21 protein-coding genes and 1 tRNA gene are annotated in these 25,865 nt (G+C 62.0%); 10 read left to right on the forward strand and 12 right to left on the reverse strand.

What is annotated here, in order from left to right:
* Positions 1-80: 80 nt before the first annotated feature.
* Complete coding sequence (gene sfsA, locus FHS09_RS22655) at positions 81-779, reverse strand: DNA/RNA nuclease SfsA (protein WP_183456179.1); 699 nt, start codon at positions 777-779, stop codon at positions 81-83.
* A 270-nt stretch (positions 780-1,049) separates the two neighbouring features.
* On the opposite strand from sfsA, the gene dksA reads away from it, so the two are divergent.
* The 9 genes from dksA to panB all read left to right on the forward strand — a co-directional run bounded on the left by dksA (position 1,050) and on the right by panB (position 11,784).
* The gene (gene dksA / locus FHS09_RS01995) at positions 1,050-1,487 is read left to right on the forward strand and encodes an RNA polymerase-binding protein DksA (protein ID WP_183456181.1); all 438 of its coding nucleotides are present in this window, start codon (positions 1,050-1,052) and stop codon (positions 1,485-1,487) included.
* Between the two features lie 196 nt (positions 1,488-1,683).
* The gene (gluQRS, locus tag FHS09_RS02000) at positions 1,684-2,553 is read left to right on the forward strand and encodes a tRNA glutamyl-Q(34) synthetase GluQRS (RefSeq protein ID WP_183456183.1); all 870 of its coding nucleotides are present in this window, start codon (positions 1,684-1,686) and stop codon (positions 2,551-2,553) included.
* A gap of 201 nt (positions 2,554-2,754) precedes the next feature.
* A complete protein-coding gene (locus FHS09_RS02005) occupies positions 2,755-2,931 on the forward strand; it encodes a hypothetical protein (protein WP_183456185.1) in 177 nt (58 codons plus the stop codon).
* A complete protein-coding gene (locus tag FHS09_RS02010; protein ID WP_183456187.1) occupies positions 2,921-5,896 on the forward strand; it encodes an ATP-binding protein in 2,976 nt (991 codons plus the stop codon). The genes FHS09_RS02005 and FHS09_RS02010 overlap by 11 nt, the downstream gene beginning before the upstream one ends.
* 163 nt (positions 5,897-6,059) lie before the next feature.
* Positions 6,060-7,445: a sigma-54-dependent transcriptional regulator gene (locus FHS09_RS02015; protein WP_183456189.1), complete on the forward strand. Its 1,386-nt coding sequence runs from the start codon at positions 6,060-6,062 to the stop codon at positions 7,443-7,445.
* Positions 7,446-8,388: 943 nt separating this feature from the next.
* Positions 8,389-9,738: a polynucleotide adenylyltransferase PcnB gene (pcnB, locus tag FHS09_RS02020; protein ID WP_183456191.1), complete on the forward strand. Its 1,350-nt coding sequence runs from the start codon at positions 8,389-8,391 to the stop codon at positions 9,736-9,738.
* A complete protein-coding gene (gene folK, locus FHS09_RS02025; protein ID WP_183456194.1) occupies positions 9,739-10,215 on the forward strand; it encodes a 2-amino-4-hydroxy-6-hydroxymethyldihydropteridine diphosphokinase in 477 nt (158 codons plus the stop codon). It begins immediately after the preceding gene.
* Between the two features lie 65 nt (positions 10,216-10,280).
* A complete protein-coding gene (locus tag FHS09_RS02030; RefSeq protein ID WP_183456196.1) occupies positions 10,281-10,967 on the forward strand; it encodes a deoxynucleoside kinase in 687 nt (228 codons plus the stop codon).
* Position 10,968: 1 nt separating this feature from the next.
* Complete coding sequence (gene panB, locus FHS09_RS02035; protein WP_183456198.1) at positions 10,969-11,784, forward strand: 3-methyl-2-oxobutanoate hydroxymethyltransferase; 816 nt, start codon at positions 10,969-10,971, stop codon at positions 11,782-11,784.
* A gap of 118 nt (positions 11,785-11,902) precedes the next feature.
* Here the strand turns inward: panB and FHS09_RS02040 are convergent, their stop codons facing one another.
* From FHS09_RS02040 to FHS09_RS02090, 11 genes are all read right to left on the reverse strand, one after another.
* On the reverse strand, positions 11,903-12,367 hold the full coding sequence (locus FHS09_RS02040) for a DUF3291 domain-containing protein (RefSeq protein WP_183456200.1): 465 nt from the start codon (positions 12,365-12,367) through the stop codon (positions 11,903-11,905).
* Positions 12,368-12,389: 22 nt separating this feature from the next.
* The gene (locus FHS09_RS02045; protein WP_183456203.1) at positions 12,390-13,262 is read right to left on the reverse strand and encodes an aldose epimerase family protein; all 873 of its coding nucleotides are present in this window, start codon (positions 13,260-13,262) and stop codon (positions 12,390-12,392) included.
* Between the two features lie 64 nt (positions 13,263-13,326).
* A complete protein-coding gene (locus tag FHS09_RS02050; RefSeq protein WP_183456205.1) occupies positions 13,327-13,971 on the reverse strand; it encodes a hypothetical protein in 645 nt (214 codons plus the stop codon).
* A gap of 167 nt (positions 13,972-14,138) precedes the next feature.
* Positions 14,139-16,262 (reverse strand): polyribonucleotide nucleotidyltransferase, encoded by a 2,124-nt coding sequence (pnp, locus tag FHS09_RS02055; RefSeq protein WP_183456207.1) that lies wholly within the window; start codon positions 16,260-16,262, stop codon positions 14,139-14,141.
* Between the two features lie 157 nt (positions 16,263-16,419).
* Entirely contained in the window at positions 16,420-16,689 is a 270-nt protein-coding gene (rpsO, locus tag FHS09_RS02060; RefSeq protein WP_183456209.1) for a 30S ribosomal protein S15, read from the reverse strand.
* A gap of 146 nt (positions 16,690-16,835) precedes the next feature.
* Positions 16,836-17,777 carry a tRNA pseudouridine(55) synthase TruB gene (truB, locus tag FHS09_RS02065; protein ID WP_183456211.1) on the reverse strand — a complete coding sequence of 314 codons (942 nt, stop codon included), beginning with the start codon at positions 17,775-17,777 and terminating at the stop codon, positions 16,836-16,838.
* A gap of 3 nt (positions 17,778-17,780) precedes the next feature.
* A complete protein-coding gene (rbfA, locus tag FHS09_RS02070; protein ID WP_183456213.1) occupies positions 17,781-18,203 on the reverse strand; it encodes a 30S ribosome-binding factor RbfA in 423 nt (140 codons plus the stop codon).
* Between the two features lie 138 nt (positions 18,204-18,341).
* Entirely contained in the window at positions 18,342-21,074 is a 2,733-nt protein-coding gene (gene infB / locus FHS09_RS02075; RefSeq protein ID WP_183456215.1) for a translation initiation factor IF-2, read from the reverse strand.
* Between the two features lie 73 nt (positions 21,075-21,147).
* A complete protein-coding gene (nusA, locus tag FHS09_RS02080; protein WP_183456231.1) occupies positions 21,148-22,650 on the reverse strand; it encodes a transcription termination factor NusA in 1,503 nt (500 codons plus the stop codon).
* Positions 22,651-22,687: 37 nt separating this feature from the next.
* On the reverse strand, positions 22,688-23,152 hold the full coding sequence (rimP, locus tag FHS09_RS02085; protein ID WP_183456233.1) for a ribosome maturation factor RimP: 465 nt from the start codon (positions 23,150-23,152) through the stop codon (positions 22,688-22,690).
* 234 nt (positions 23,153-23,386) lie between these two features.
* Positions 23,387-23,463: transfer RNA gene (locus FHS09_RS02090), tRNA-Met, on the reverse strand.
* A 300-nt stretch (positions 23,464-23,763) separates the two neighbouring features.
* Here FHS09_RS02090 and FHS09_RS02095 point away from each other — a divergent pair.
* Positions 23,764-25,863, forward strand: a complete 2,100-nt coding sequence (locus FHS09_RS02095) for a TonB-dependent receptor (RefSeq protein WP_183456235.1) — start codon at positions 23,764-23,766, stop codon at positions 25,861-25,863.
* Positions 25,864-25,865 lie beyond the last annotated feature (2 nt).

Raw genomic sequence — 25,865 nt, forward strand, 5'->3', positions numbered from 1 at the left:
GCACGAATCAGCGATGGCGCTTCGAAGCTGGATCGATCGCGGCCAGCGGCCGCTCCTACAGGTAGGGTTCATTAAACAATTCAGCGAAAGGGAATCGCCTCGCGCAGGGCAATCTCATCGGCACTGACCCCCGCCCGGTAGGCGATCACCTCCACCCCAGCCGCCAGTGCCCTATCCAGGGCGGCGGCATAGCCCGGGTCTATCTCCCGAGCCGCCGCCACCGTTTCGATTCCGGTGTGCTGCACGCAGTAGAAGAGCACCGCCCGCACGCCGCTCCCGGCGAGCGCCTGCAGTTCGCGCAGGTGCTTGGCGCCGCGGCTGCTGACCGCATCGGGGAAGAGCCCGCGAGCGCCCTCGGCGAGGGTGACATTCTTCACTTCCACATAGCAGTCGCCGGCCGGCCCGGACAGCAACAGGTCGATGCGGCTGTTTTCGCTGCCGTAGCGCACCTCGCGGCGCAGTGTTTCATACCCCTGCAACTCCGCGACAACCCCTGCGCCAATCGCCTCCTCCACCAGGCCGTTTGCACGCCCGGTATTCACCCCCGCCAGCGCCGCCTCGGGGGTGGTGGTGATTTCCAGGGTATGGCGGTACTTGCGCTTGGGGTTGCCGGAGTCCGAGTACCAGCAGGGAGTGTTTTCCGCCCAGCAGTTTTTCATCGAGCCGGTATTGGGGCAGTGAACGGTCATCAATTCGCCGGTTTCGATCTCGATATCAGCGAGGAAACGCTTATAGCGGCGCAGCAGCGTCCCACGCTGCAAGGGTGGATTAAACTTCACGGATGGGCACCTGCTGACAATCTGGGCGCCACAAAATACTACACCCGGCTGCGGTGTGGCGACCCCGGCAGTCGGCGGGGCTCCAGCATCCACCGCACAACATTTTGTGGCGCGAACCGCAGAGATTTGATAGCTTCCTCGCTCTCGGTCGCCAGGGTGGTGCCTTTCGCTCAAAAAAGCACCAGCCGGGAAGATTCCGACTAAGCTAGATTGAATTTGGTGGTGGTGCCCCCATATCCGGGGGCCCGTATACAACGAGAGGCAACGACTATGCCCAAAACTGCTGCGAGCACCGATTCTCTGCACGGCTTTGAGCCCTATAAGGAGAAGAAGGGCGAAGAGTATATGAATGAGAAGCAGCAGGAGCATTTCCGCAACTTGCTGTTGGCCTGGAAGGCCGAGCTGATGGCGGAAGTGGACCGCACCGTTTCCCATATGAAAGACGAGGCAGCCAACTTCCCGGACCCGGCGGATCGCGCCAGCCAGGAAGAGGAGTTCAGCCTGGAACTGCGCACCCGCGACCGCGAGCGCAAGCTGATCAAGAAAATCGATGCCACCATCGAGTTGATCGACCAGGACGACTACGGCTACTGCGAAGCCTGCGGCGTGGAAATCGGCATCCGCCGCCTGGAGGCCCGCCCCACCGCGACCCTGTGCGTGGACTGCAAGACGCTGGCGGAAATCAAGGAAAAGCAGATCTCAGGTTGACCGCCCCTACAACGCACAACTTGTGATGCAGAAAAGTACACAAGCGCTGATGCGAAGACCCTGATGCCGGGGGCTTTGTGTCAGACCTTTCACCGCCATGGATGGCCGTGGAGAGCGTACAGGGACGTATTCACAGCGTGTCTGACACAAAGCTCCCGGCAGCAGGGTCGCCACTGAGCTACCCAAGAACCAACTGTTGAACTCTTCTCACTCTTACGTTGGCCGCTTCGCCCCCTCCCCCACCGGACCGTTGCATTTCGGCTCCCTGGTGTGTGCCCTGGGCAGCTACCTGGACGCCATGGCTCACGGCGGTCACTGGCTGGTGCGTATGGAGGACCTGGACCCGCCGCGGGAGGAACCCGGCGCCGCCACGCGCATCGTCAAATCACTGGAGGCCCACGGCCTGCACTGGCATGGCCCCCTGGAGCGGCAGAGCGGGCGCCACAAGCTCTATGAAGCCACCCTGGCGGAACTGGCGGCGAGGGAACTGATCTACCCGTGCCACTGCTCCCGGGCACTGATCCGCGCCGCCGGCGGGCACAACAATGCCCGCTGCCGGGGAACCCGGGATGAACAGGGCCCCAGCGCCCTGCGACTAATATGCGCCGGCGGCGAGGAGCACTTCGTCGACCTCTGGCGCGGCGCACAGACCCAGGCGATCGCCGAGGACACCATCCTCAAGCGCCGCGACGGCCTCTACGCCTATCAGCTGGCGGTGGTGGTGGATGATATCGATCAGGGTGTGACCCATATCGTGCGCGGCGCCGACCTGATCGATACCACTGGCGCCCAGCAGCGGCTGTTCCGCCTGCTGGGCTCGCCGCCGCCGCAGTTCGGCCACCTTCCCCTGGTGATGGGACCCGCGGGCCAGAAACTCAGCAAGCAGAATCACGCCCCGGCGATAGACGACACCCGTGCACCGGAAAACCTGTGCGTCGCACTGGGCTTTCTCGGCTTTCACCCATCCGGAGAACTGGCGCGGGAGGAGCCGGAACATATTCTCAAGTGGGCCGCGGCGCGCTGGCAGCGCCACCAGGTGGATATGCGCGACCGGCAGTTGGCGTGACCCAGGACCGCGGAACTCCATCTCCGCCCGCGGGCCCCAGGCCCGCTCTGGTGGATGCGCTGCGCTTATCCACCCTACTGAAATTCTCCACCGATATCGGCATACTTACGGTCTGCAACAAATAACACGTCACTAATCTGCAATGGCAAATTCCATGTCACGATCCGGGTCCCGGGTCCCGGGTCCCGGGTCCCGGCTTTTATGACCAACCGCACTCTGTTAATCCTGCTGATACTGGTGGGCTACGTCTTCTCGCCGACGATCTTCACCTGGATGATCAACCCGTCCGGCGCCTGGTACCGACCGTTTATCCTCTGGTTCGTGCTGATTCTGCTGGCGGTCTTTATCCAACTCAGGCGCAAATCCAATGAGCTTTGAGGTAGGCCATATCGCGTTGATCGGCGTGACCTATATCGCCGCGCTGTTCTTCGTCGCCTTCGCCACCTCCAAGGGCTGGCTGCCGGCGCGGTGGGTGCGCCACCCGCTGATCTACGTGCTGTCGCTGGGGGTATCCCTGTCGGCCTGGACCTTCTACGGCATCGTGGACCTGGCCTGGCAGTATGGCTACGGCGTACTGGCCTACTACCTGGGCACCGGCGCCATGTTCCTGTTCGCGCCGGTGGCACTGGAGCCGCTGGCGCGCCTGGCGCAGCGCTACCAGCTGACATCGCCGGCGGACCTGCTGGTGTTCCGCTACCACAGCCGCGAGGCGGGCACCCTGGCCACGCTGTTTCTGCTGCTGGGCCTGCTGCCCCTGATTGCACTGCAGATACAGGCGGTATCCGAGACCCTGGCACTGCTATCCCGGGACAGCGTGGCCACGCTGGCACTGGCGGAGAGCGGCGTCACCAGCAAGAACCTGATCGCCTTCTTCTACTGTGTGCTGCTGGCAGTGTTTACCAGCATGTACGGCGCCAGCGGCGAGCGCCGCGCCGGCCTCGCCAGCGCCATGGCACTGGAGTCGGTGGTCAAGCTGGTGGCGCTGCTGGCGGTGGGCTTCTACGCGGTGTACGGGGTCTTCGGCGGCCTCGGCGGGCTGGACCGCTGGCTGGTGCAGAACAGCGATATGCAGCAGCTGCTCTACACCCCCATCAAGCAGGGGTCTTCGCACACGCTGCTGCTGGTGTTTATCGCCACTGCGGTGGCCATGCCGCATATTTTCTACCTGAGTGTCGCCGAGCGCCCGGCAGCGCAGGCCCTGCGCACCGCCAGTTGGGGCTTTCCGCTATTCCTGCTGCTAATGGCGCTGCCTATCTTCCCGATTATGTGGGCCGGCTTCGCGCTGGACGTCACCGAGCCGGTGCAGTACTTCGCCCTCGCCGTGCCCCGGGCCAGCGGTTCCGCGCTGCTTACGGTGCTGGCCTTTGTGGGCGGGCTCTCCGCTGCCACCGGGGCGCTGGTGATGATCACTCTGGCGCTGTCCACCATGGTGATGAACCACTGGCTGCTGCCGGGCACCCGCTGGCACTCGGAGGACAATATGTACCGCCAGTTGGTGTGGCTGCGCCGCGCCCTGGTGGCGGCGCTGTTCCTGGCTGGCTTCGGCTTCTACCTGCTGCTCAACAATCGCCTGTCGCTCTCCGACCTGGCACTGCTGGCGTTTATGGCCTCCCTGCAATTCCTGCCGGGCATCTTCGCGGTGATCCACTGGCCGCGGGGCAATAAGCGCGGCTTTATCGGCGGCCTGCTGGCGGGGATGCTCGTCTGGGCCGGCGGGCTGTTGCTGCCGTCGATGTTCGGCGCCAGCGGCATCACCCTGCCGGGGACTGAGATACAGATACCCTTGGGTATGGGTATCTGGACCCAGGTCACCACCCTGTCGCTGGGGGCCAACGTGCTGCTGTTCGTGGGACTTTCACTGCTCACCCGCAGCAGCAGCCTGGAACAGTATGCAGCGGACCTGTGCAGCGACGACACCCTGAGCCAGGCCCTGCGCCTGGAAATGGACGTGGAGTCGACCGCGGACTTCCGCCTGCGCCTGTCCGAGAGCCTGGGCGCCGCCACCGCCAACCAGGAAATAAACCGCGCCCTGCGCCAGCTGGGACTGCCCGATGGCGAGCGCCGCCCCTACGCCCTGCGCCAGCTGCGCAACAAGCTGGAAGCCAACCTGTCCGGGCTGCTGGGCCGGGTGCTCGCCGGGCAGATCATCGACCGCCACTTCCCCTTCAAGGACAGCGGCCAGCCGGCCAACAAGGACATTCACCTGATCGAGACCCGGCTCAGCCGCTACAAGAACCAGCTCACCGGGCTGGCCGCGGAACTCAACAACCTTCGGCTCTACCACCGGCAGATGCTCGAGGAACTGCCCCTGGCCGCCTGCTCCCTGGGCCGCGACGGCGAGATACTGCTGTGGAACTACGCCATGCAGGACCTTACCGGCATCGTCGCCGGCGAGGTGATCGGCTCCAAGCTGGACTACCTGGCGGAGCCCTGGCGCGCGTTGATGACCGAGTTCGCCCAGTCCACGGACGCCCACCGCTTCAAGCAGCAAGTGGATCTGGACGGCAACAGTCACTGGCTGAACCTGCACAAGACCCACCTCAAGAGCCACCGTAGCGCGCGCGCGCGAAACAGCGAGCGCAGCGACGGCCAGATGCTGCTGCTGGAGGACATCACCGAGACCCAGGTGCTGGAGCAGGAACTGATCCACAGCGAACGCCTGGCCTCCGTGGGCCGCCTGGCGGCGGGTGTGGCCCACGAGGTGGGCAACCCGGTCACCGGCATCGCCTGCCTGGCGCAGAACCTGCACTTCGAATCCGACAACGCGGAAGTGCGCGACACCGCCGACCAGATCCTCAGCCAGACCCAGCGCATCAGCCGCATAGTGCACTCACTGGTGAACTTCTCCCACAGCGGCAGCCCTGACAGCGGCGGCGAGCGTGCGCCGGTGGACCTTTACGCCTGCGTACAGGAGGCCGTGCAACTGCTATCGCTGCAGCGGGACAAAACCCAGGTGACTTTCGACAACGCCGTGCCCGCAGACCTGATCGCCCCCGGCGACAACCAGCGCCTGATCCAGGTGTTTATCAACCTGCTCAGCAACGCCCGCGACGCCAGTGAGGACGGCGGCCACATCCAGATAGAAGGCTACACCGAGCGCGGCTGCGCCTGCGTGGCGGTCACCGACGAGGGTCCCGGCATTTCCCCACAGCACCGCGACCGCATCCTCGAGCCCTTCTTCACCACCAAGGAGCCGGGCCAGGGTACCGGCCTTGGGCTGGCGATGGTGTACAGCATCGTGGAAGAGCACGATGGCCAGTTGGAGCTGGTCAGTCCCGCCAACCCCGAGACCGGGCGGGGGGCGCGATTTATCGTCCAGCTTCCCATGTCTAATGCGGAATGATGAATGCGGAATGCGGAATGAGTGCCCTGCAGCTCCCGATCTTTGGGCCCCGCACCCATTCCGCATTCCGCATTCCGAATTCCGCATTCCCCTGTGGGTTGCATCGAAACGCCCGACAGGTAACACTAGGTCCCCCTGAGCATTTTGTAACCAGGCGTAACATATGAGCCACATTCTGATCGTCGAAGACGAAGCCATTATCCGAACGGCGCTGCGCAAACTGCTGGAGCGGCACCGCTACCGGGTGAGCGAGGCGGGCTCAGTGCGGGAGGCGACCACCAAATACCGCCTCAGCGAAGTCGACCTGGTTATCTCCGATCTGCGTCTGCCCGGGGCCCCGGGTACCGACCTGCTCAAACTGGCCGGCGATGTGCCGGTTCTGATCATGACCAGCTACGCCAGCCTGCGCTCGGCGGTGGATTCCATGCGCATGGGGGCGGCGGACTACATCGCCAAACCCTTCGATCACGACGAGATGATCGCCACCGTACGCCGGGTGATCGGCAAAGCCGCACAGAGCCGCGCGCAAGGCCCCAGCAACAAGGATTCGGGCCGCAGCATCTCCGGCATGATCGGCGACAGCCCGGTGATGCGGGAACTCTACGCCCGCATCCACAAAGTGGCCCCCACCGACGCCACCGTGCTGGTACACGGCGAAACGGGCACCGGCAAGGAACTGGTGGCGCGCGCGATCCACGAGGAGAGCCGCCGCGCTGACAAACCGCTGATCTCGGTCAACTGCGCCGCCATCCCCGAAACCCTGATCGAAGCCGAACTGTTCGGCCACGAGAAAGGTGCCTTTACCGGTGCCCAGACCGCCCGCGAGGGCCTGGTGGCCGCCGCCGACGGCGGCACCTTATTCCTGGACGAAATCGGCGAGCTGCCCCTGGAGGCCCAGGCGCGCCTGCTGCGCGTCCTGCAGGAGGGGGAAGTGCGCCCCATAGGAGCGGTGGAATCGCGCAAGGTGGATGTGCGCCTGGTGGCGGCCACCCACCGCAACCTTCGCCAGCTGGCCGGCGAGCGCAAATTCCGCGAGGACCTCTACTACCGGATCAACGTGGTACAGATGACCCTGGCGCCGCTGCGCGAACGCGGCAAGGACGTACTGGCGATCGCCGAGCACCTGTTGGAGAAATTCTGCGCCAAGGTGGAACGCGCCACCCTCAAGCTGTCCCCCGAGGCGGTGCAGGCGGTCACCACCTACACCTGGCCGGGCAATGTGCGCGAACTGGAAAACGCCATCCAGCGCGCGGTGATCCTCACCGAGGGCAACGGGGAGATAGACCACCACACCCTGGATATCGACCTGGACCTGGTGCCGGTGGACGAAGCGGACCCGGATCGCCGCCCGCGCAGCCTGCACACCGACCCCCGCGAAGACCTGTCCCTGGAGGACTACTTCGCCCGCTTCGTACTCGAGCACCAGGACACCATGAGCGAGACCGAACTGGCGAAGAAACTGGGCGTAAGCCGCAAGTGCCTGTGGGAGCGGCGCCAGAAACTGGGCATCCCGCGCAAGAAAAGCCGCCGTCTGGCCGCCGAAGCCTGAGCCCCCGGGAGGGGGAGCTGTTTATCGACGCTGAAGGCTCTTTATCGAAGCTGAAGGCTCCAGCTCCGCCTGCGGTCCGCAGGACCGCCTGTCCCCACTCCGTAGCAACGTGGTCAATTCAGTGGAGGCCCTGCTACCGGGGGCCGTTCACTCAACAGTCTCATCGGTCTGTTTATCAGCCGCAGGCGCTTTTCATGAACGAGCCCCGGTAGCAGGGCCTTCGCGTCTGACGCCAGTATTCTTCCCCAACTCCCGAGCCCCTTTAATACCCTTATCTGTTCCGCACGGAGCGAACTTTGTGTTCGCCCGCATGTCTATCTTCCTGTCGGGCGAATACAAGGTTCGTCCCGCGCACGCCCTCCCCCGGCAAAGTGTTACCCCTGTCTCACCCGGCGTAACAACTTCCGCGCCATCCGTAACGATCCCAGCCATCCTGAACGGCAGCTGAAGCCACTCCAGAACGTAACCTATTGATTATTAAGGGTTTATTAAAACTGGCACACTAAATGCTTTGTTTAGTACAAATAACAAAAACAGCCAAGAATAAAAATAAATGACTGTTAAAGCCCTAATAACAACTGACAATAAGCGGGCGAGCCAAAATAAAAATAATGGGGCGGTCGACAATAAAAGCAAACAGTGACCAAAACCAGCAGAACAATAACAATAAAAAATAAAAATAAAGCAGAAGACAACAAAAATAACGACAAGCGCGTTACAAACTGACTGACTGTACCTGGGAGAGGGTGTTTGCCAGACGGCAAATTGAGCGCAAGGAAGCCGCTGCCTTCATACCGAATAACAATAATTCCCTTCTTTATTTTCTTTAAATACCCCCAGTTTGTGCTGGCGCCCGCGGATAGCGGGGCGCTCGCTTGTGCCTGTGGTAGAATCCGCCCGCACAATAGACGGGCCCAGCCCCAGTAAGCAAACAGACAGCCGTATGCTCAATTCCCTGATCAGCAGTATCAAACGCTGGCGCAAGCCAGGTAATCCCGTCACCCTAAGGGTCATTCCGCGCAGCGACCACAACCTGTCCCGCCGGAATATCAGCCGGGCGGCGCTCACGGTGATGAAACGGCTGCAGGAAGCCGGCTTCCGGGCCTATATCGTCGGCGGCGGCGTGCGCGACCTGCTCCTGGGCGGCCACCCCAAGGACTTCGACGTAGCCACCGACGCCACCCCGGAAGAGGCCAAGGAGCTGTTCCGTGGCTCGCGCATCGTCGGCCGCCGCTTCCGCATCCTGCACGCGCGTATCGGCCGCGAGGTGATCGAGGTTACCACCTTCCGCGGCCACCACAGCGAGGGCGAGGCCCACGAGGCGCAGCAATCGGAACACGGCATGCTGCTGCGCGACAACGTCTACGGGGACCTGGAGAGCGACGCGATACGCCGCGACTTCACCATCAACGCCCTCTACTACACCACCGACGGCTTCGAGATCCACGACTACACCGGCGGCATGCGCGATATCGAACAGCGCCTGATCCGCATCATTGGCGATCCGGTCACCCGCTATAAGGAAGACCCGGTGCGCATGCTGCGCGCAGTGCGCTTCGCGGCCAAGCTGGACTTCACCATTGAGCGCGCGACCGCAGCACCACTCGGCGAACTGGCCCCGCTGCTGCACAATATCGCCCCGGCACGGCTGTTCGACGAAGTACTCAAGCTGCTGATGAGCGGTTACGGCGAAAGTACCTTCGAGCTGCTGCACGAATACAGGCTCTGGCAACACCTGTTTCCCGACAACGCCGCCCAGTTGGAAGACCCGGCGGCGCTGGCCCTGACCCGCAAGGCCCTGCGCAATACCGACGCGCGCATCCGCGACGACAAGCGGGTTACTCCCGCGTTCCTTTACGCCGCCCTGCTGTGGCCGGCGGTTCAGGCGGAGCAACGGCAATTGGCCGAAAAAGGTATCCCTCCGGTGCCGGCGCTGGCCCAGGCCGCACAGGAAGTCATCGGCAACCAGTTGGCGCACACCGCCATTCCCAAGCGCTTCTCCATCCCCATGCGGGAAATCTGGGATATGCAACTGCGCCTTCCCCGCCGCACCGGCAACCGCGCCCAGCACCTGAGCGAGCACCCGCGCTTCCGCGCTGCCTACGATTTCCTGCTGCTGCGCGAGGAGTCCGGCGAAATCCAGCAGGGCCTGGGCCAGTGGTGGACCGAATTCCAGGAGGCGGACGAAGAGCAGCGGCAAACCATGGTGAGCAAGCTGCAACGCGACGGCAGCGGCCGGCGCGGGAGGGGGGGCCGTGGCGGCCGCCGCCGGCGCTCCACCAGGGCCGAGTAAATGACCCGCTGTTTTATCGGCCTTGGCAGCAATCTGACCGATCCACAGCAGCAGTTGCGCAGTGCGCTGGATGCTATCGCCGCGCTGCCGCAAACCACCCTGCTGCGCTGTTCCAGCTTCTATCTCAGCGCACCCGTAGGTCCCGGCAACCAGCCCGATTACATCAATGCGGTGGCGGAACTGGAAACCCGGCTGGAACCCCTGGAGCTGCTGGACGGACTGCAGGCGATCGAATCCGCCCAGGGGCGCGAGCGCGGCATCCGCTGGGGTGCCCGCACCCTCGATTTGGATATACTACTGTTCGGGCAGCAGCACATCGACGAACCGCGGCTACAGGTTCCCCATCCGCGCATGGTCGAACGCAATTTCGTGCTTCTGCCGCTGGCAGAGCTGGAGCCGGAACTGCAGCTCCCCTCGGGAGCGTCGATACAGACCCTGCTGCTGCAATGCCCGCACAACCGCCTGGAAAAACTCTGAGAGTGCGGAGCGCCAGCCCCTACAAAAAAACACCGGCGGCAGAAGGAGATAAGGAGTAGAGCCCAATGGCAACAGAACCCGGTGAACCCACCACCCGCGAGCTGGATCTCTCCGGCAAAACCCTGCCCAGATTCATCGCCGTGGAAGGCAATATCGGCGTGGGCAAAACCACCCTGGCGAAGAAGCTCGCCGCCACATTCAATTACGACACCCTGCTTGAGCAACCCGAAGACAACCCCTTTCTCGAACGCTTTTACCGAGATCCCAAAAGCGCAGCCCTGCCCACCCAGCTGCACTTCCTGCTGCAGCGGTCGCAGCAGATCCAGGCGCTGCGCCAGGACGACCTGTTCAAGCCGGTGCGGGTTGCCGACTTTTTGATTGAGAAAGATCGGCTGTTTGCCGAGGTCACCCTCGACAGCGACGAACTGGCACTCTACCGACAGGTCTACCAGCACCTGACCCTGGAGGCCCCCAAGCCGGATCTGGTGATCTATCTACAGGCTCCCCTCAAGATCCTGCAGGAGCGTATCCGCAGTCGCGGTATCCCCGCCGAGCGCGCCATCGGCAACGAGTATCTGGCCGCACTCAACAACGCCTACACGCAGTTTTTCCACTATTACGACGAAGCGCCGCTGTTGATCGTCAACAGTGAAGACATCGATATCGTCGACCGGCCAGAGGATTACCACCAGCTGGTGGAATACTTACTCACTATCAACAGCGGCCGACACTATTACAATCCCGGAGTCTGATATGCCTTACGCTCCCGCCGAACTGGAAAAACCCGTAACCGTGCAGACTCTGCGCAGGATGAAAGCGGACGGTGAAAAATTTATCACCGTGGCTCTATACGATGCGCCCATGGCCGCGATGGCGCAGAAAACCGGTGTCGAGGCCGTGCTGGTGGGTGATTCCCTGGGCATGACCGTGCTCGGCTACGACAGCACCATCCCGGTGACCATGGAGCAGATGATCTACCACGTGGAGGCCGTGGCCCGGGGCAACAGAAAATCGCTGATTATGGGCGATATGCCCTTTATGACCTACGCCACTCCCGAACAGGCACTGACCAACGCCACCCGCATCATGCAGGCGGGCGCACATATGGTGAAAATCGAGGGCGGCGCCTGGCTGGCGGAAACGGTGAGAATGCTTACCGACCGCGGCATCCCCGTATGTGCACATCTGGGCCTTACCCCGCAGTCGGTGCACAAGCTCGGTGGCTACCGCGTGCAAGGGCGCGACGAAGAGCAGGCCGGGGAAATTCTCGACGACGCCGCACAACTGGACGAGGCCGGCGCGGACCTGCTGGTCCTGGAATGTGTACCCGCCTCCCTCGCCAGACGAATCACCGACATTGTCTCCATGCCCACCATCGGCATCGGTGCCGGCCGGGATACGGATGCCCAGGTGCTGGTGATCAACGACATCCTCGGCCTCACCGAAACGCCTCCGAAATTCTCCAAGAACTTTCTGGAAGAAACGGGAAATATTCCCGGCGCATTACGCAAATATGCGGAAGACGTAAAGAACGGCATCTTCCCCGATGCCAGCCACACCTTCGAATAGAAACCCTCCCCCGGGACCGCGGAGCTCCAGCTCCGCTTGCGGCCGCTGAGGCGGGCCTGCGGCCCGTTGCGGAGCTGGAGCTCCGCGGTCCCGGGAGGGCTGCCTTCGATGAATACTGTCAGGCGGGCTGGGTCTCCGGCGCAGCGAAAGGTCTGGCAAAAGAAAAGACCTCCGGAGTGGGGCCTTTTGCTTCCAGGACCTGCAAAGCCCGCTTGCCGTCGTCGACCGTTGGTGTCGACCCCGCGGGTATCCACCACAACGCCAGGATCGGGCCCGGCATCTTCTCGAACCAGTTCTTTTTGTCTTTCAGTACCTTCAGGTGCCCACCGGCGTAGACATAATCCTTCAGCGCCTGGAAGGACTCCCACACCGACATATTGATGATAATCCGCTCATCGTCAAAGGCCTGCAGCGCCGTAGCATTACCCTCTTCAGCTTGCAGGCGCCAAACAAAACCGGGGCTGCTCTCCGCCAGGGCATTGATCCTGTCCAGCTGATCCACAAATCCCTTCATGACCGGGCTGTCCATGGGTCCCCTTGCCCGTGCGATATTGACCTGTGCCAAGTGAAATATTTTTGCCAAAATCAACTCCTTTTACTGGACTTTACCTAGTGAGCCGCAGCGACGCAGTTGCTGTTTGCCGGCTTTCCAGCTGCCAGCTATTGGCAAACGCATTGCCGTGCTCCACGCAGACATACTCCCGATAGTGATCGCCCACATCCTCCAGGGTCGCGGACAGTTCTGCGCCCGGGTTCCAGGCGATTACGGTGTGGCAGTTTTCGCTGCGAGCGGTAATCGCATCACCGTTGATGATCTGCTGTTGTTCCGGGGCATTTTCAAAAACCCGGTCCACTTCCCCTGGGAAAGTGAGTACTCCCTCCTGGGTGAAGCGCTCCAGCTCGCGGGTTTTGTCCAGGTATTCGGTGTTTTCCAGCCCGCGTACCTCGATCTCACGCACATCGTCCACCGGAAAATAGGTGTGCCAGGCCCAGCTGTACTCTGTAGCTTCCCCGGCCCGATTCTCCAGTTCCAGATGTAACTCCAATTCCCTTCCCAGGCGCATGGTCATCGTGCAGAAGAAAGGCGCGCTAAAAAGTTCGCTGCCGGGGTGCCGGTAAGTGAATACCAACTCCACCTCCCCGCCCTCCAGCTCCTTGCCGCTCGCCAGTTGCCAGGGCTCGGTTCGCACCAGTCCGTGCTTGGGTTTTTCCGGGTCCTGATTGTTGATACCGAACCAGGGCAGACACAGTGGGATACCGCCTCGCACGGGTTCGCCGGGCTCGAAACAGGCTTTCGGGCTGAGCCAAAGCAGGGGCTCACAGCCAGCGGCTTGAAACTCCAGCAACTGGGCGCCCTGCCTGGCAATCACCGCGCGGCACAGGGACGTCTGTACCAGAAGCAGGTCCAGGCCGGGTTTACCGTAGAGGGTGCCGCTGTCGGTACGGCTAATGGTTTGGATTTGTATCGACTCACTCACTTGGATTGCAACCTTTTTTGTAATTACTCACTCATAGGGGATCTGCATTGGTTTAGGCGAACATTCATTTGTTTTTCTCCCGCCGGAAAATCGGAAGCGCGCACAGTAGTGACATCACTCCCAATGCCAGCATCAAGTGGAACCAGTTGATGCGCGCCAGCCCCAGCACCCGCCTCGCGCCGGTTCCCACAAACAGCCCGGCGATAATCACCAGCAGAGCGCCCGCGGCGAGCAGCAACACCTGCAACCGGGACAGACTGTGCCGCCCAAACAATTCCATCGCAGCCACCAGCAGCCAAAGGGAAACCCCCACAGCGCTGTACAGCCTATTTACGGACTGCGCATCGAAGCCGGTGGTCTCCGCCAAGCCCAGCGCAGAGCCGACCGTCAGTGCGAAGATCGCATAGACCGGTGCGCGACTGCGATATCCCAGGGGCAGCTGCAGCCGGGCCCACAACAGCCCAAGCCCGATCGACAGGAACGAGACGGCGCCGGACAGACGCGACAGCGCGCGGTGCAACCCGGTAATCCCCGGGTCGATGCCGTAGCGGTAGGCCCCGGCGGCGGCCGCGAGGGCGAGACACAGCAGGCCCCCGGTCACCAGCAGGGCCGGCGTCTGAAGGCGGTAGCGGGAAATATGCCAATACTGGGTGGCGACCAGCGTGGCGGCCAGTGCGAGCAGGATTTCCACAAGCCAGTAGTTGTGCAAGGCGGGCTCCCCTTTTTCTTTATAGGGGATTCTAACGGGTTGGGGTGGGGAGTGGCGAGTGACGTGATCGCTGGTCGTCATGCCGGCATGACGCTCCTGCACCGGATTAGCCAGCGTCCATAAAAAAACCCGGCAATTGCCGGGTTTTTTTATCGAACGGCAAAGAATCAGGTTTCGTCAGACGCCTGGGCCTGAGTAGGCTCTTCCGCCTGATCGGCCTTCGCTTCCTTGATGGACAGCTTGATACGGCCCCGCTGGTCCACGTCCAGTACCTTCACGAATACCTTCTGGCCTTCGCTCAAGTAGTCGGTGACTGCGTTGACGCGCTCCTCGGCGATCTGGGAGATATGCACCAGGCCGTCTTTGCCCGGCAGGAAGTTGACGAAAGCACCGAAGTCCACGATGCGCACCACGGTGCCCTCGTAGATGGCGCCGATCTCGGCTTCCGCGGTGATCTCCTCGATACGGGTAACCGCCGCTTCCAGGCTCTCGCCGTCCTCGCCGAACACCTTGATGGTACCGTCGTCCTCGATATCGATGGATGCACCGGTCTCCTCGGTGATGGAACGGATGGTGGCACCGCCCTTACCGATAACATCGCGGATCTTGTCCGGATGGATCTTCAGCGTCGCGTAGCGGGGTGCGTTCTCGTTGACGACCTCGCGGGAGGCGCCGATCACCTTGTTCATTTCCGCGAGGATATGCAGACGCGCGTGCAGGGCTTGCTCCAGCGCGGTCTCCATGATCTCTTCGGTGATCCCCTCGATCTTGATGTCCATCTGCAGCGCGGTCACACCGGAGGCGGTACCTGCCACTTTGAAGTCCATGTCGCCGAGATGATCTTCGTCGCCGAGGATATCGGTGAGTACCGCGTAGCCTTCGTTCTCTTTCACCAGGCCCATGGCGATACCGGCTACCGGCGCCTTCAGCGGCACACCGGCATCCATCAGCGCCAGGCTGGAACCACACACGGAGGCCATGGAGCTGGAACCGTTGGATTCGGTGATTTCAGATACCACACGCAGAGTGTAGGGGAAGCTCTCCGGGTTCGGCAGCACGGCGGCGATACCGCGGCGCGCCAGGCGACCGTGGCCGATTTCGCGGCGACCGGTAGCGCCCACACGACCCGCTTCACCTACAGAGTAGGGCGGGAAGTTGTAGTGCAGCATAAAGTAGTCTTTGCGCTCACCCTCCAGGGCGTCGATGATCTGCGCATCGCGGGTCGCACCCAGTGTGGCAACAACCAGGGCCTGGGTCTCGCCGCGGGTGAACAGCGCGGAACCGTGGCCTTTCGGCAGTACACCGACTTCGACGTTGATCGGGCGCACGGTCTTGGTATCGCGGCCGTCGATGCGGGGCTCACCGCGCACCACTGCGCCGCGCACGATTTTCTTCTCCAGCTTGCCGAAGTAGCTCTTGACTGTTCCTTCGTCCACTTCCTCGGTTGCCAGCGCTTCCGCGGCGGCATTGCGCAGCTCGCCCAGGCGGGTGGTGCGCTGCTGCTTGTCGGTGATGCGGTAGGCTTCTGCCACCTGCTCGCCGAACTGGTTTTCCAGGGCGGCTTTCAGCTCTTCGTTGACGGCTTCAGGCTGCCAGTCCCAGATGGGCTTGCCGGCTTCGGCTTTCAGCTCTTCGCAGACTTTCACCACCGCCTGCATTTCCTGGTGCGCGAACAGCACCGCGCCCAGCATGATGTCTTCCGGGAGCTCCTTGGCTTCGGACTCCACCATCAGCACGGCGTCTTCGGTGCCCGCCACCACCATGTCCAGCTCGCTGGTTTTCAGCGCGCTGTAGCTCGGGTTTAGCAGGTAGCCGTCCTGTTGGGTATAGCCCACACGTGCGGCGCCGATCGGGCCGCCGAATGGGATACCGGAAACGGACAGTGCCGCCGAGGTGCCGATCATGCCGGCAATATCCGGATCTACGTCTTTTTCCGCGGACAGCACAGTGATCATCACCTGCACTTCGTTCATAAAGCCGTTGGGGAACAGCGGGCGGATCGGGCGGTCGATCAGGCGGGAAGTCAGAGTCTCTTTTTCGGACGGGCGGCCTTCACGCTTGAAAAAGCCACCGGGAATTTTGCCGGCCGCATAGGCCTTTTCCTGATAGTGTACGGACAGAGGGAAGAAGCCTTGATCGGGCTTGGCTTCCTTGGCGCCTACAACGGTACACAGAACCACGGTTTCACCCATGGTTACCAGCGCCGCACCGGTGGCCTGGCGCGCAATGCGGCCGGTCTCGATGGTGACTTGCTGATTGCCGTACTGGAATGTTTTGCTTACTGGATTCACGGTATTTTCCTATTTCCTTCGGTCGCTGGCCCATTCCAGCAACCCCTACAGAATTCGCTCTTACCAGAACGAATATTAGCGGGCATATGCCCGCGTGCGGAGGCTTCTCCGCGCTCCCAAAAAAACAATGCCCGCCAGGGGCGGGCATCGAGGAGTCTTATCGACGCAAGCCGAGTTTGGCAATCAGCTGTGCGTAACGATTCAGGTCCTTGCGCTTCAGGTAGTCCAGCAGCTTGCGGCGCTGATTTACCATGCGAATCAGGCCACGGCGGGAGTGGTGGTCCTGCTTGTGTGCAGAGAAGTGGCCCTGCAGCTTGTTGATGTTGGCGGTCAGCAGGGCTACCTGGACTTCCGGGGAACCGGTGTCGCCTTCGGATTGGCCGTGCTCTTTGAGAATGGCTGCTTTTTCAGATGCAGTCAGTGCCATAACGAAATACCTCGTCGTAATATGCTTTGAAGATTCGGCTGGCCCGTGCATATTTACAGACCAGCTAACAGTTTTTCCTGTAAGAGCGGGCCATGCCCGCGAACAAACTCTGATCGCGGGCATGGCGGATGGCCGCCCCGCCGCTCCTACAGGGTGCTTACCAGGCGGCGCGGGGCGACCCGCCCGTCGTCGGTAATTTCTCCAACGCCCAGAAAATCACCACTTTCCAGGAAGAGGCGCACCATATCACCTTCCGCGCCAATACGGTAGACCTGCAGGTCCATTACCGGCTGGCCCTGACGCAGATAATAACCGGAGTCGTCCGGCAGGGTCAGTTTGGGCAGCCCCGAGGCGGGTGAGTCCACTGGCAACAGGTGGTGATCCAGGTTTTCCGCCCTGCCCTCGCCACGCTCTTCCGTCAACTCATCCAGGGTAACGGCATCCGCTTCGTCGAAGGGGCCGCAGGCGGAGCGGTGTAGCTGATCCACATAGGCACCCACTCCCAGGTTGCGGCCCAGGTCTTCCGCCAGGCTGCGCACATAGGTGCCTTTGGAACAGTGCACCTCCACTTCGGCGCGGGGTTGGGGGCCGGGGGTGAAACCCAGCAATTCAAACGAAAAGATGTCCACAGTGCGCGCCTCGCGCTCCACTTCCAGTCCCTGGCGCGCCAGCTTGTACAGCGGCTGGCCCTTGTGCTTGAGCGCAGAGTACATCGAAGGCACCTGCTGGATACGGCCGCGGAATGCGCCCATGGCATCGCGCAACTTTTCTTCCGTAAGGCCCGAGGCATCGGTGCTCGCCACCACCTGCCCGTCAGCATCGCCGGTGTCGGTGGCCATGCCGAAACAGAAGGTGCTGCGGTAGCGTTTATCCGCGTCCAGCAGGTACTGGGAGAACTTGGTGGCCTCACCGAAGCAGATCGGCAGCACCCCGGTGGCGAGCGGGTCCAGCGCACCGGTGTGGCCGGCGCGGTTGGCGAAGAACAGTCGCTTGGCTTTCTGCAGGGCGTCGTTGGCGGTGATGCCGGCGGGCTTGTTCAACAACAGCACGCCGTGAACCGCGCGGCCCCATTTAGGTCTGCGGCCCATGAATCAATCTTCTTTGGAATCGCCCAAATCCTCTCCTGAGGATTTGTCGTCGTCGGTATGGTGCTCGCGGTCTGCCTTGACCGCCTCGTCGATCAGCGCGGACAGCTGCTGGCCGCGCACGGAGGTCTCGTCGTAGCGGAATTGCAGGCGCGGAATAGTGCGCATCTGGATGGAGCGCGCCAGCTGGCTGCGCAGGAAGCCAGCGGCCTTGTTGAGCACTTCCATGGAGGTGTTGATCTTGGCCGGGTCATCCTCGCCCACCAGGGTCACGAACACCTTGGCGGTGGCGAGGTCGCGGCTAACCTCCACGTCGTTGACATTGACCATGCCCAAGCGCGGGTCGCGCACTTCGCGCTGGATCAGCTGCGCTAGTTCGCGGCGCATAGCGTCGGCGACGCGGTCGGCTCGGTGGAATTCTCTTGCCATTTTTTACCTATATCGAAGGGCGCTGATGATCTACGGAGCACCCTGTAGGAGCGGGGGGGCGGCCATCCGCCCATGCCCGCGATCAGGCTCCGTTCGCGGGCATGGCCCCCTCCCAGAGGGGGAGGGGAGCAGGAGGTATTACAGCTCGCGGGCAACCTTGACGATATCGTAGACCTCGATCTGGTCGCCGGGCTTGACGTCGTTGTAGTCCTTGACGCCAATACCGCACTCCATACCGTTGCGCACTTCCTGCACATCGTCTTTGAAGCGGCGCAGGGATTCCAGTTCGCCCTGGTAGATCACCACGTTGTCGCGCAGTACGCGGATCGGTTTGTTGCGGTACACGGTGCCCTCGGTGACCATACAGCCGGCGATGGCGCCGAACTTGGGCGAGCGGAAGACATCGCGCACCTCGGCGATACCGACAATGTCCTCGCGCACTTCCGGCTCCAGCATACCCGACAGGGCCTGCTTCACTTCGTCCAGCAGATTGTAGATCACGCTGTAGTAGCGGATTTCCACGCTCTCGGTCTCCGCCAGCTTGCGCGCGGCGACATCGGCTCGGGTGTTGAAACCGATCACGATGGCACCGGAAGTCAGCGCCAGGTTGATATCGTTTTCGGCGATACCGCCCACACCGCTGGAGACCACGTTGACGGACACTTCCTCGTTGCCGATATCCGCCAGTGCAGACAAGATAGCTTCCAGGGAACCGCGCACGTCCGCCTTGATCACCACCGGCAGTACTTTCCTCTCGCCGGCCTCCATGTCTGCAAACATGTTTTCCAGCTTGGCGGCCTGCTGGCGCTGCATGCGCTCGCTGCGCTCCTTCTCGGCGCGCTGTTCGGCCACTTCGCGGGCCTTGCGCTCGTCCGCCACCACCAGGAACTCGTCGCCGGCATTGGGCGTGGTATCCAGGCCCAGCAGTTCCACCGGGGTGGATGGGCCGGCGTCTTTCACCTGTTTGCCCAGTTCGTTGGTCATGGCGCGCACACGGCCGTAGCTCTGACCGGCGAGCACAATATCGCCGCGCTTCAGTTCGCCGTTCTGCACCAGCAGGGTGGCGACCACACCGCGGCCCTTCTCCAGGCGGGATTCGATTACCACGCCGGTGGCCGGTACGCCGGTCTTGGCTTTGAGTTCGAGCATTTCCGCCTGCAGGGAAACCGCTTCCAGCAGCTCGTCGATGCCCTGGCCCGTGTGCGCGGACACATTGATAAACTGTGTGTCGCCGCCCCAGTCCTCCGGGATCACGTCTTTTGCCGCCAGCTCATTCTTGACCCGATCCGGATCCGCCGCTTCCTTGTCGCACTTGTTGATGGCGACAACCAGCGGTACGCCGGCTGCGCGGGCGTGGTTGATGGCCTCTTCGGTCTGCGGCATCACACCATCGTCCGCGGCGACAACAAGAATCACCACGTCGGTGGCCTGGGCGCCGCGGGCGCGCATGGCGGTAAAGGCGGCGTGGCCGGGGGTATCCAGGAAAGCGACTTCGCCCTGGCTGGTCTTCACCCGGTAGGCGCCGATATGCTGGGTAATACCGCCGGCTTCCCCGGACGCCACCTTGGTCTCGCGGATATAGTCGAGCAGCGAGGTCTTGCCATGGTCTACGTGACCCATCACGGTGACCACAGGTGCGCGGGAAACCTCTTCTCCCTCAACCTGCTGGGCTTCGGCCACCAGGCTCTCCTCCAGCTCGCTCTCGGAACGAAATACCACCTTGTGGCCCATTTCCTCGGCGATCAGTTGCGCCGTTTCGCGGTCCAGGCTCTGGTTGATGGTGACCATCTCGCCCATTTTCATCAGGCGCTTGATCAGGTCGCCGGCCTTGATGTTCATCTGTTTGGCCAGCTCGCCAACGGTGATGGTTTCGCCCAACTGCACTTCGTATACCTGTTTTGCCGTGGGCCTCTTGAAGCCGTGGGTAGGTTTGATTTTCAGGGTCGGGCGGGACAACGAGCGAGTGCTGCGCCTTTCCGCCTCGTCGCTCTCAAAAGCTTCCAGCGCCTGCTCGTAGAGAGCGGTCTTGCTGGATTTTTTGGGGCCGGCCTTGGCGCCGCGGCGGCCGCGGCGCTTGCGCGGCTCTTCCTCGTCTTTTTCCGCAACAGCGGGAGTCGCCTCCAGCTTGCGGCGCAGGGAGGGCTTGACCGCTTCGGTCTTTTCCTTCTCTTTCTTTTCCAGCTCCACGCGCTGGCGCTCCGCCTCGAGACGGGCCTTCTTCTCTTCCAGTTCCTGCTCTTCCTGGACGGCCTGCTGCTTGCGGCGCTCCATGGCGGCGATACGCATCGCTTCGATGTCGTCCACGTAGGTAGAGCGCACCGGTCGGAGTTCTGGCTTCTCGACCTTTTCCTCGGCAACTTCCGGCTCTTCGGTCTTCTCTTCGGCCGGGGGAGCCTCCACTGCCACCTCGGCTTCGGCCGCTTCGCGGGCAGCTTCGGCTTCCGCTTCGGCGCGGGCGCGCTCGGCCTCCGCCTGCTCGGCGCGAGCCTTTTCCAGCGCAGCCTGCTCGGCGAGCGCCTTGTCCAGTTCGGCCTGCGGCGGCTCCACAAGGACCTCCGTCTCCTCCGACTCCGAAGGGCGTTTTACGTAGGTGCGTTTCTTGCGCACTTCCACATTCACGGTTTTGCGGCCGGTGCCGGAGCCGGTTTTCAGCGTGGTGGTGGTTTTGCGCTTGAGGGTAATCTTGCGCGGCGCAACACCCTGCTCCCCGTGGCTGCTTTTCAGGAAGTTGAGCAGGACCTGTTTTTCCTCGTCCGACACCACCGCATCCGCAGAAGTGTGGGGCAAACCCGCTTCCTGCATCTGCTTGAGCAGACGCTCCTCGGTGGCACCTACCGATTTCGCGAGTTCACTAACTGTTACTTCGGCCATTCTCTCTCCTAAAGGTCACTTGGTCGGAGGGTTCTATCTTGTTTATACGACGGGCATAAGCTTACAAGCCTGTTCAGGCTTCTTCGCCGCTGTCGTCGGCAAACCAGGGCTCACGCGCTTTCATGATCAGCGCGGCGGCGCGTTCCTGGTCCACACCTTCAATATCCAACAGGTCATCCACGGCCTGTTCCGCCAGGTCTTCCATGGTGGCAATACCGCGGCTGGCCAGCAAGTAGGCCAGGTGGCGGTCCATACCCTCCATATTCAGCAGATCTTCCTGGGGCTCGGAGGCGTCCAGCTGTTCCTCGGAGGCCAGCGCCTGAGTCAGCAGTGCGTCCTTGGCTCGAGCGCGCAGTTCCTCGGCGACTTCCTCGTCGAAGCCCTCGATGGTGAGCATCTCCTCCAGAGGCACATAGGCCACCTCTTCCAGAGTCGTGAAGCCCTCTTCCACCAACACATTGGCCACATCTTCGTCGATATCCAGGCGCTGCATAAAGGTTTCCATGACGCCGCTGGACTCGGCTTCCTGCTTGGCCTGCCAGTCCTCGATGCTCATCACATTGATCTGCCACTCGGTGAGCTCGGAGGCCAGGCGCACATTCTGGCCGCTGCGGCCGATGGCCATGGCCAGGTTTTCCTCGGCCACTGCCACGTCCATGGAGCCGGTATCTTCGTCGACCACAATGGACTCGATTTCCGCCGGCGCCATGGCATTGATTACAAACTGGGCCGGATTGTCGTCCCAGAGCACGATATCCACGCGCTCACCGGACAGCTCGTTGGACACCGCCTGTACCCGTGCACCGCGCATGCCAACGCAGGCGCCCACCGGGTCGATGCGACCATCGTTGGTGGTCACCGCAATCTTGGCGCGCAGGCCCGGGTCACGGGCAGCGCCTTTGATCTCGATCACCTGCTCAGCAATTTCCGGCACCTCGATGCGGAACAGCTCAATAATCATTTCCGGGCAGGAGCGGCTCAGCATCAACTGCGGTCCGCGCGCTTCCGGCTGGATTTCCAGAAGAATAGCGCGCACCCTGTCTCCCAGGCGGAAGATCTCGCGGCCCACCAGCTGGTCGCGGGGCAGGCGCGCCTCGGCGTTGCCGCCCAGGTCCACGGCGATAAATTCGCGGGTCACTTTCTTCACGGTACCGCTGACGAGTTCGCCTACGCGGTCGCGATATTCGTCCACCACTTTGGCGCGTTCCGCCTCACGCACCTTCTGCACAATCACCTGCTTGGCAGTTTGCGCGGCGATGCGGCCGAACTCAACGTTTTCCACTTGCTCGCGGTAAACATCCCCGGCTTTCAGCTCGGAATCTTTCTCGTGGGCCTCTTCCAGGGTGAACTGGGTACCCAGCTCCGCCAGAGTATCGTCATCCACCACTTCCCAGCTGCGGAAAGTTTCGTAGTCGCCGGTACTGCGGTCAATGGTAACGGAAATCGTGGAATCTTCGTCGTAGCGTTTCTTGGTGGCTGTCGCCAGTGCCGCCTCGATCGCCTGGAAAATAATTTCCCGATCCACGCCCTTCTCGTTGGAAACCGCTTCGGCTACCAGCAAGATTTCTTTGTTCATGCAGCTGCCTCTTTAAACACGCTAAACGCTACGTTGATCACTTTTCAAATTGGGGAATGACATTGGCCCGCTCGATGCTGTCGATGGGCAACAGATATTCGTTCTCACTGTCGACGCGCAGTACCACTTCCTCGCCCTCTACGCCGACCAACAGGCCGCGCCATTTGCGCTGGCCGTCCAGCGGCATACGCAGGCGAACCTCGATCCGGGAGCCGGCAAAGCGCTGATAATGATCCAGTTTGTACAGGGGACGGTCGAGCCCCGGCGAGGAGACTTCCAGGGTGTACTTGCCGCTGATGGGGTCTTCCACGTCCAGCACGGCGCTCACCTGACGACTGACCTTCTCGCAGTCCTCTACGGCGATACCCCGCTCGGAATCGATGTAAATACGCAATAATGCGTTGCGGCCGTGAGTCTGATACTCGATACCCCACAGCTCACAACCCAGTGATTCCACCACCGGGGCCAGAAGTTGTTCCAACCGTTCGCGCTTAGTCGCCATTAGCCGCCATACAAATCGGCAGGACAGCCGATTTGCACAGCTGTCAGCTGCCCCAATGGGTGAAGTGCAGGGAGGCACTTCATGAAACAAAAAATGGGCCTGCGGCCCACTTCGAAGTATTCCTGCGCAATTTTTGGCGCAGATACGAAAAAGCCCCTGACGGGGCTTTGACCGCCTGTGGGAGCGAGCGCTGCTCGCGAATTCGCCTGCAAGGCAGGCTCCCACAGCAAAATTTGGTAGCGGGGGCAGGATTTGAACCTACGACCTTCGGGTTATGAGCCCGACGAGCTACCAGGCTGCTCCACCCCGCATCAACTCTAAGAAACGAAGCCTGGTGCTCTTCGCTTCTCTGCGGTGGGTTACCCCAACCGCTCAAGAGGCTGCGCATTCTAGGGGCACCGCCCGGGCGAGTCAAGTCACATCTGGCATTTATTTACACGCCACCTTAAGCCCGTCCGTCGCACAGTATAGATAGAAGAAACAGCAGCCGACGGCCGCACCACTTCATAATAATACAATTGATATAGATTCTCATTTATTTTAGTATCACCTGCCTTTCCCCCCACCGGTCCGGCGACCCGGGCGGCAGATTTGTTTCGACAGGAGTTCCTATGCGCGGTGCAAAAACCACTCTGGCGCTGGCCATTTCCCTCACTTCCATCCCGGCCCTGGCCGACGACCAGCGCATCGAAGAAGAAGTGGTGGTAACCGCCGGCCGCACCGAGCGGCCCCTCAGTTCGGTACCCAACACCGTCACCCTGATCGACCGGGAGGCCCTGGCGGAACAGATCGGCGTAAGCAGCGACCTCTCCACCATCCTCGGCAATCTGGTGCCCAGCTTCTCTCCCAGCCGCCAGAAGCTGACCAACTCCGGCGAGAGCCTGCGCGGTCGCAAGCCGCTGTACATGATCGACGGCGTGCCCCAGTCCAACCCCCTGCGCGACGGCGGCCGCGACGGCCACACCATCGATCCGCTGATGCTGGAGCGGGTGGAGGTGATTCACGGCGCCAACGCCATTCACGGTATGGGGGCCTCCGGCGGCATCATCAACCTGGTCACCAGAAAGCCCAGCGGCGAACTGCAGCAGAGTCTGCGGGCGGAATCCGCCTTCCAGCCCGAGGACACCGGCGACAGCCTGAGCTACGGTGGCAGCTACAGCCTGTCCGGCGAGCTCGGCGGCATCGACCTGCTGGGCAGCGCCAGCTACCGCGAAAACGGCCTCGGCTACGACGCCGACGGCGAAGTGATCGGCTTCGATAATACCCAGGGCGACACCATGGACAGCGAGGCCCTGAACACCTTTATAAAGCTGGGCCACAGCTGGGAGGGACAGCGGCTGGAGCTGACCGTCAACCGTTACGAGATCGAGGGTAGCAACGACTGGACCGCCCTCTACGTAGAGGACGGCTGGGCCAACGGCGTACCCACCACCGCCGTCAAGGGCGAGGTCCCCGGCGACGCCCCGTCCAACGAGGTCACCACCATTAACCTGCAGTACAGCAACGACGACTTCCTCGGACAGAAACTGCGGATGCAGACCTTCCGCCAGGACTTTGCCGGTACCTACGGCGGCGGTAACTTCGGCACTTTCCAGGACCCGGTCTACGGAGAAGATATTTTCGACCAATCCCAGAACAACTCGGAAAAGCAGGGGGTGAAAATCACCCTGATCAAGGACGAACTGGCGAGCGCACCGGTGAGCCTGGCCTACGGCCTGGACATCCTCGCGGACGAGACCTGGCAACAACTGGTCCAGACCAGCCGCGCCTGGGTGCCGGAAACCCGCTACGAGAATATCGCGCCCTATGCGCAGTTGGAGTTCACCGGTATCGAGCGGTTGGCAATCACCGCCGGCCTGCGCCGGGAAATCTCCAAACTCAAGGTGGACGATTTCACCACCCTGGCGTCTTACGGCAGCCAATTCGTCGAAGGGGGTGAACCGAAGTTCAGCGAAACCCTGGGCAATATCGGCGCTACCTACCAGTTCAACGACGTCTGGCGGGTGTTTGCCAACTACGCCGAGGGCTACTCCATGCCCGACGTGGGTCGCGTATTGCGCGGCATCGATATGCCGGGCCAGGATGTGGAAACCTTCCTGAACCTGAAGCCGATCCTCACAGAAAACCGGGAGGCCGGCGTCGACTTCAGCCTGGAGAAATTTGCCGGGCAGCTCGCCTATTACCGCTCGGATTCCGACTTCGGCCAGCGACTGCAGGCAGACGCCGACGGTATCTACAGCGTCAAGCGCGAGAAAACGGAAATTGACGGCTGGGAATTCCGCGGCCAGTGGTTCGTCACGGAATCCAATACTTTGGAACTGCGCTATGCGGAGAGCGACGGCCTCTACGACTCCAACCAGGACGGCCGCGTGGACAGCGACCTGGACGGCCGCAACATCGCCCCCAACCGCGCCAACCTGAGCTGGACCAGCAACTGGAGCGACCGTCTGAGCACCCGACTGCAGGCCAACTTTTTGCTGGACCGGGACTTCGAAAACAGCGCAGGGGAAACCGCCAGCGAATTCGATGGCTACACCACTATCGACCTGAGTGCCAATCTCGCGGCGCTGGGCGGAGACTTCACCCTGGGCCTGCAGAATCTCACCAACGAGGATTATTTCACCTACTACTCGCAAACCGCCGGCAATGACGGTCGCAACTTCAAGGGGCTGGGCCGCAGCGTAAACCTGTCCTACTCGCGGTTGTTCTAACT

The sequence above is a fragment of the Microbulbifer rhizosphaerae genome (genome assembly GCF_014191725.1).
In the GTDB taxonomy this organism is placed as follows: domain Bacteria; phylum Pseudomonadota; class Gammaproteobacteria; order Pseudomonadales; family Cellvibrionaceae; genus Microbulbifer; species Microbulbifer rhizosphaerae.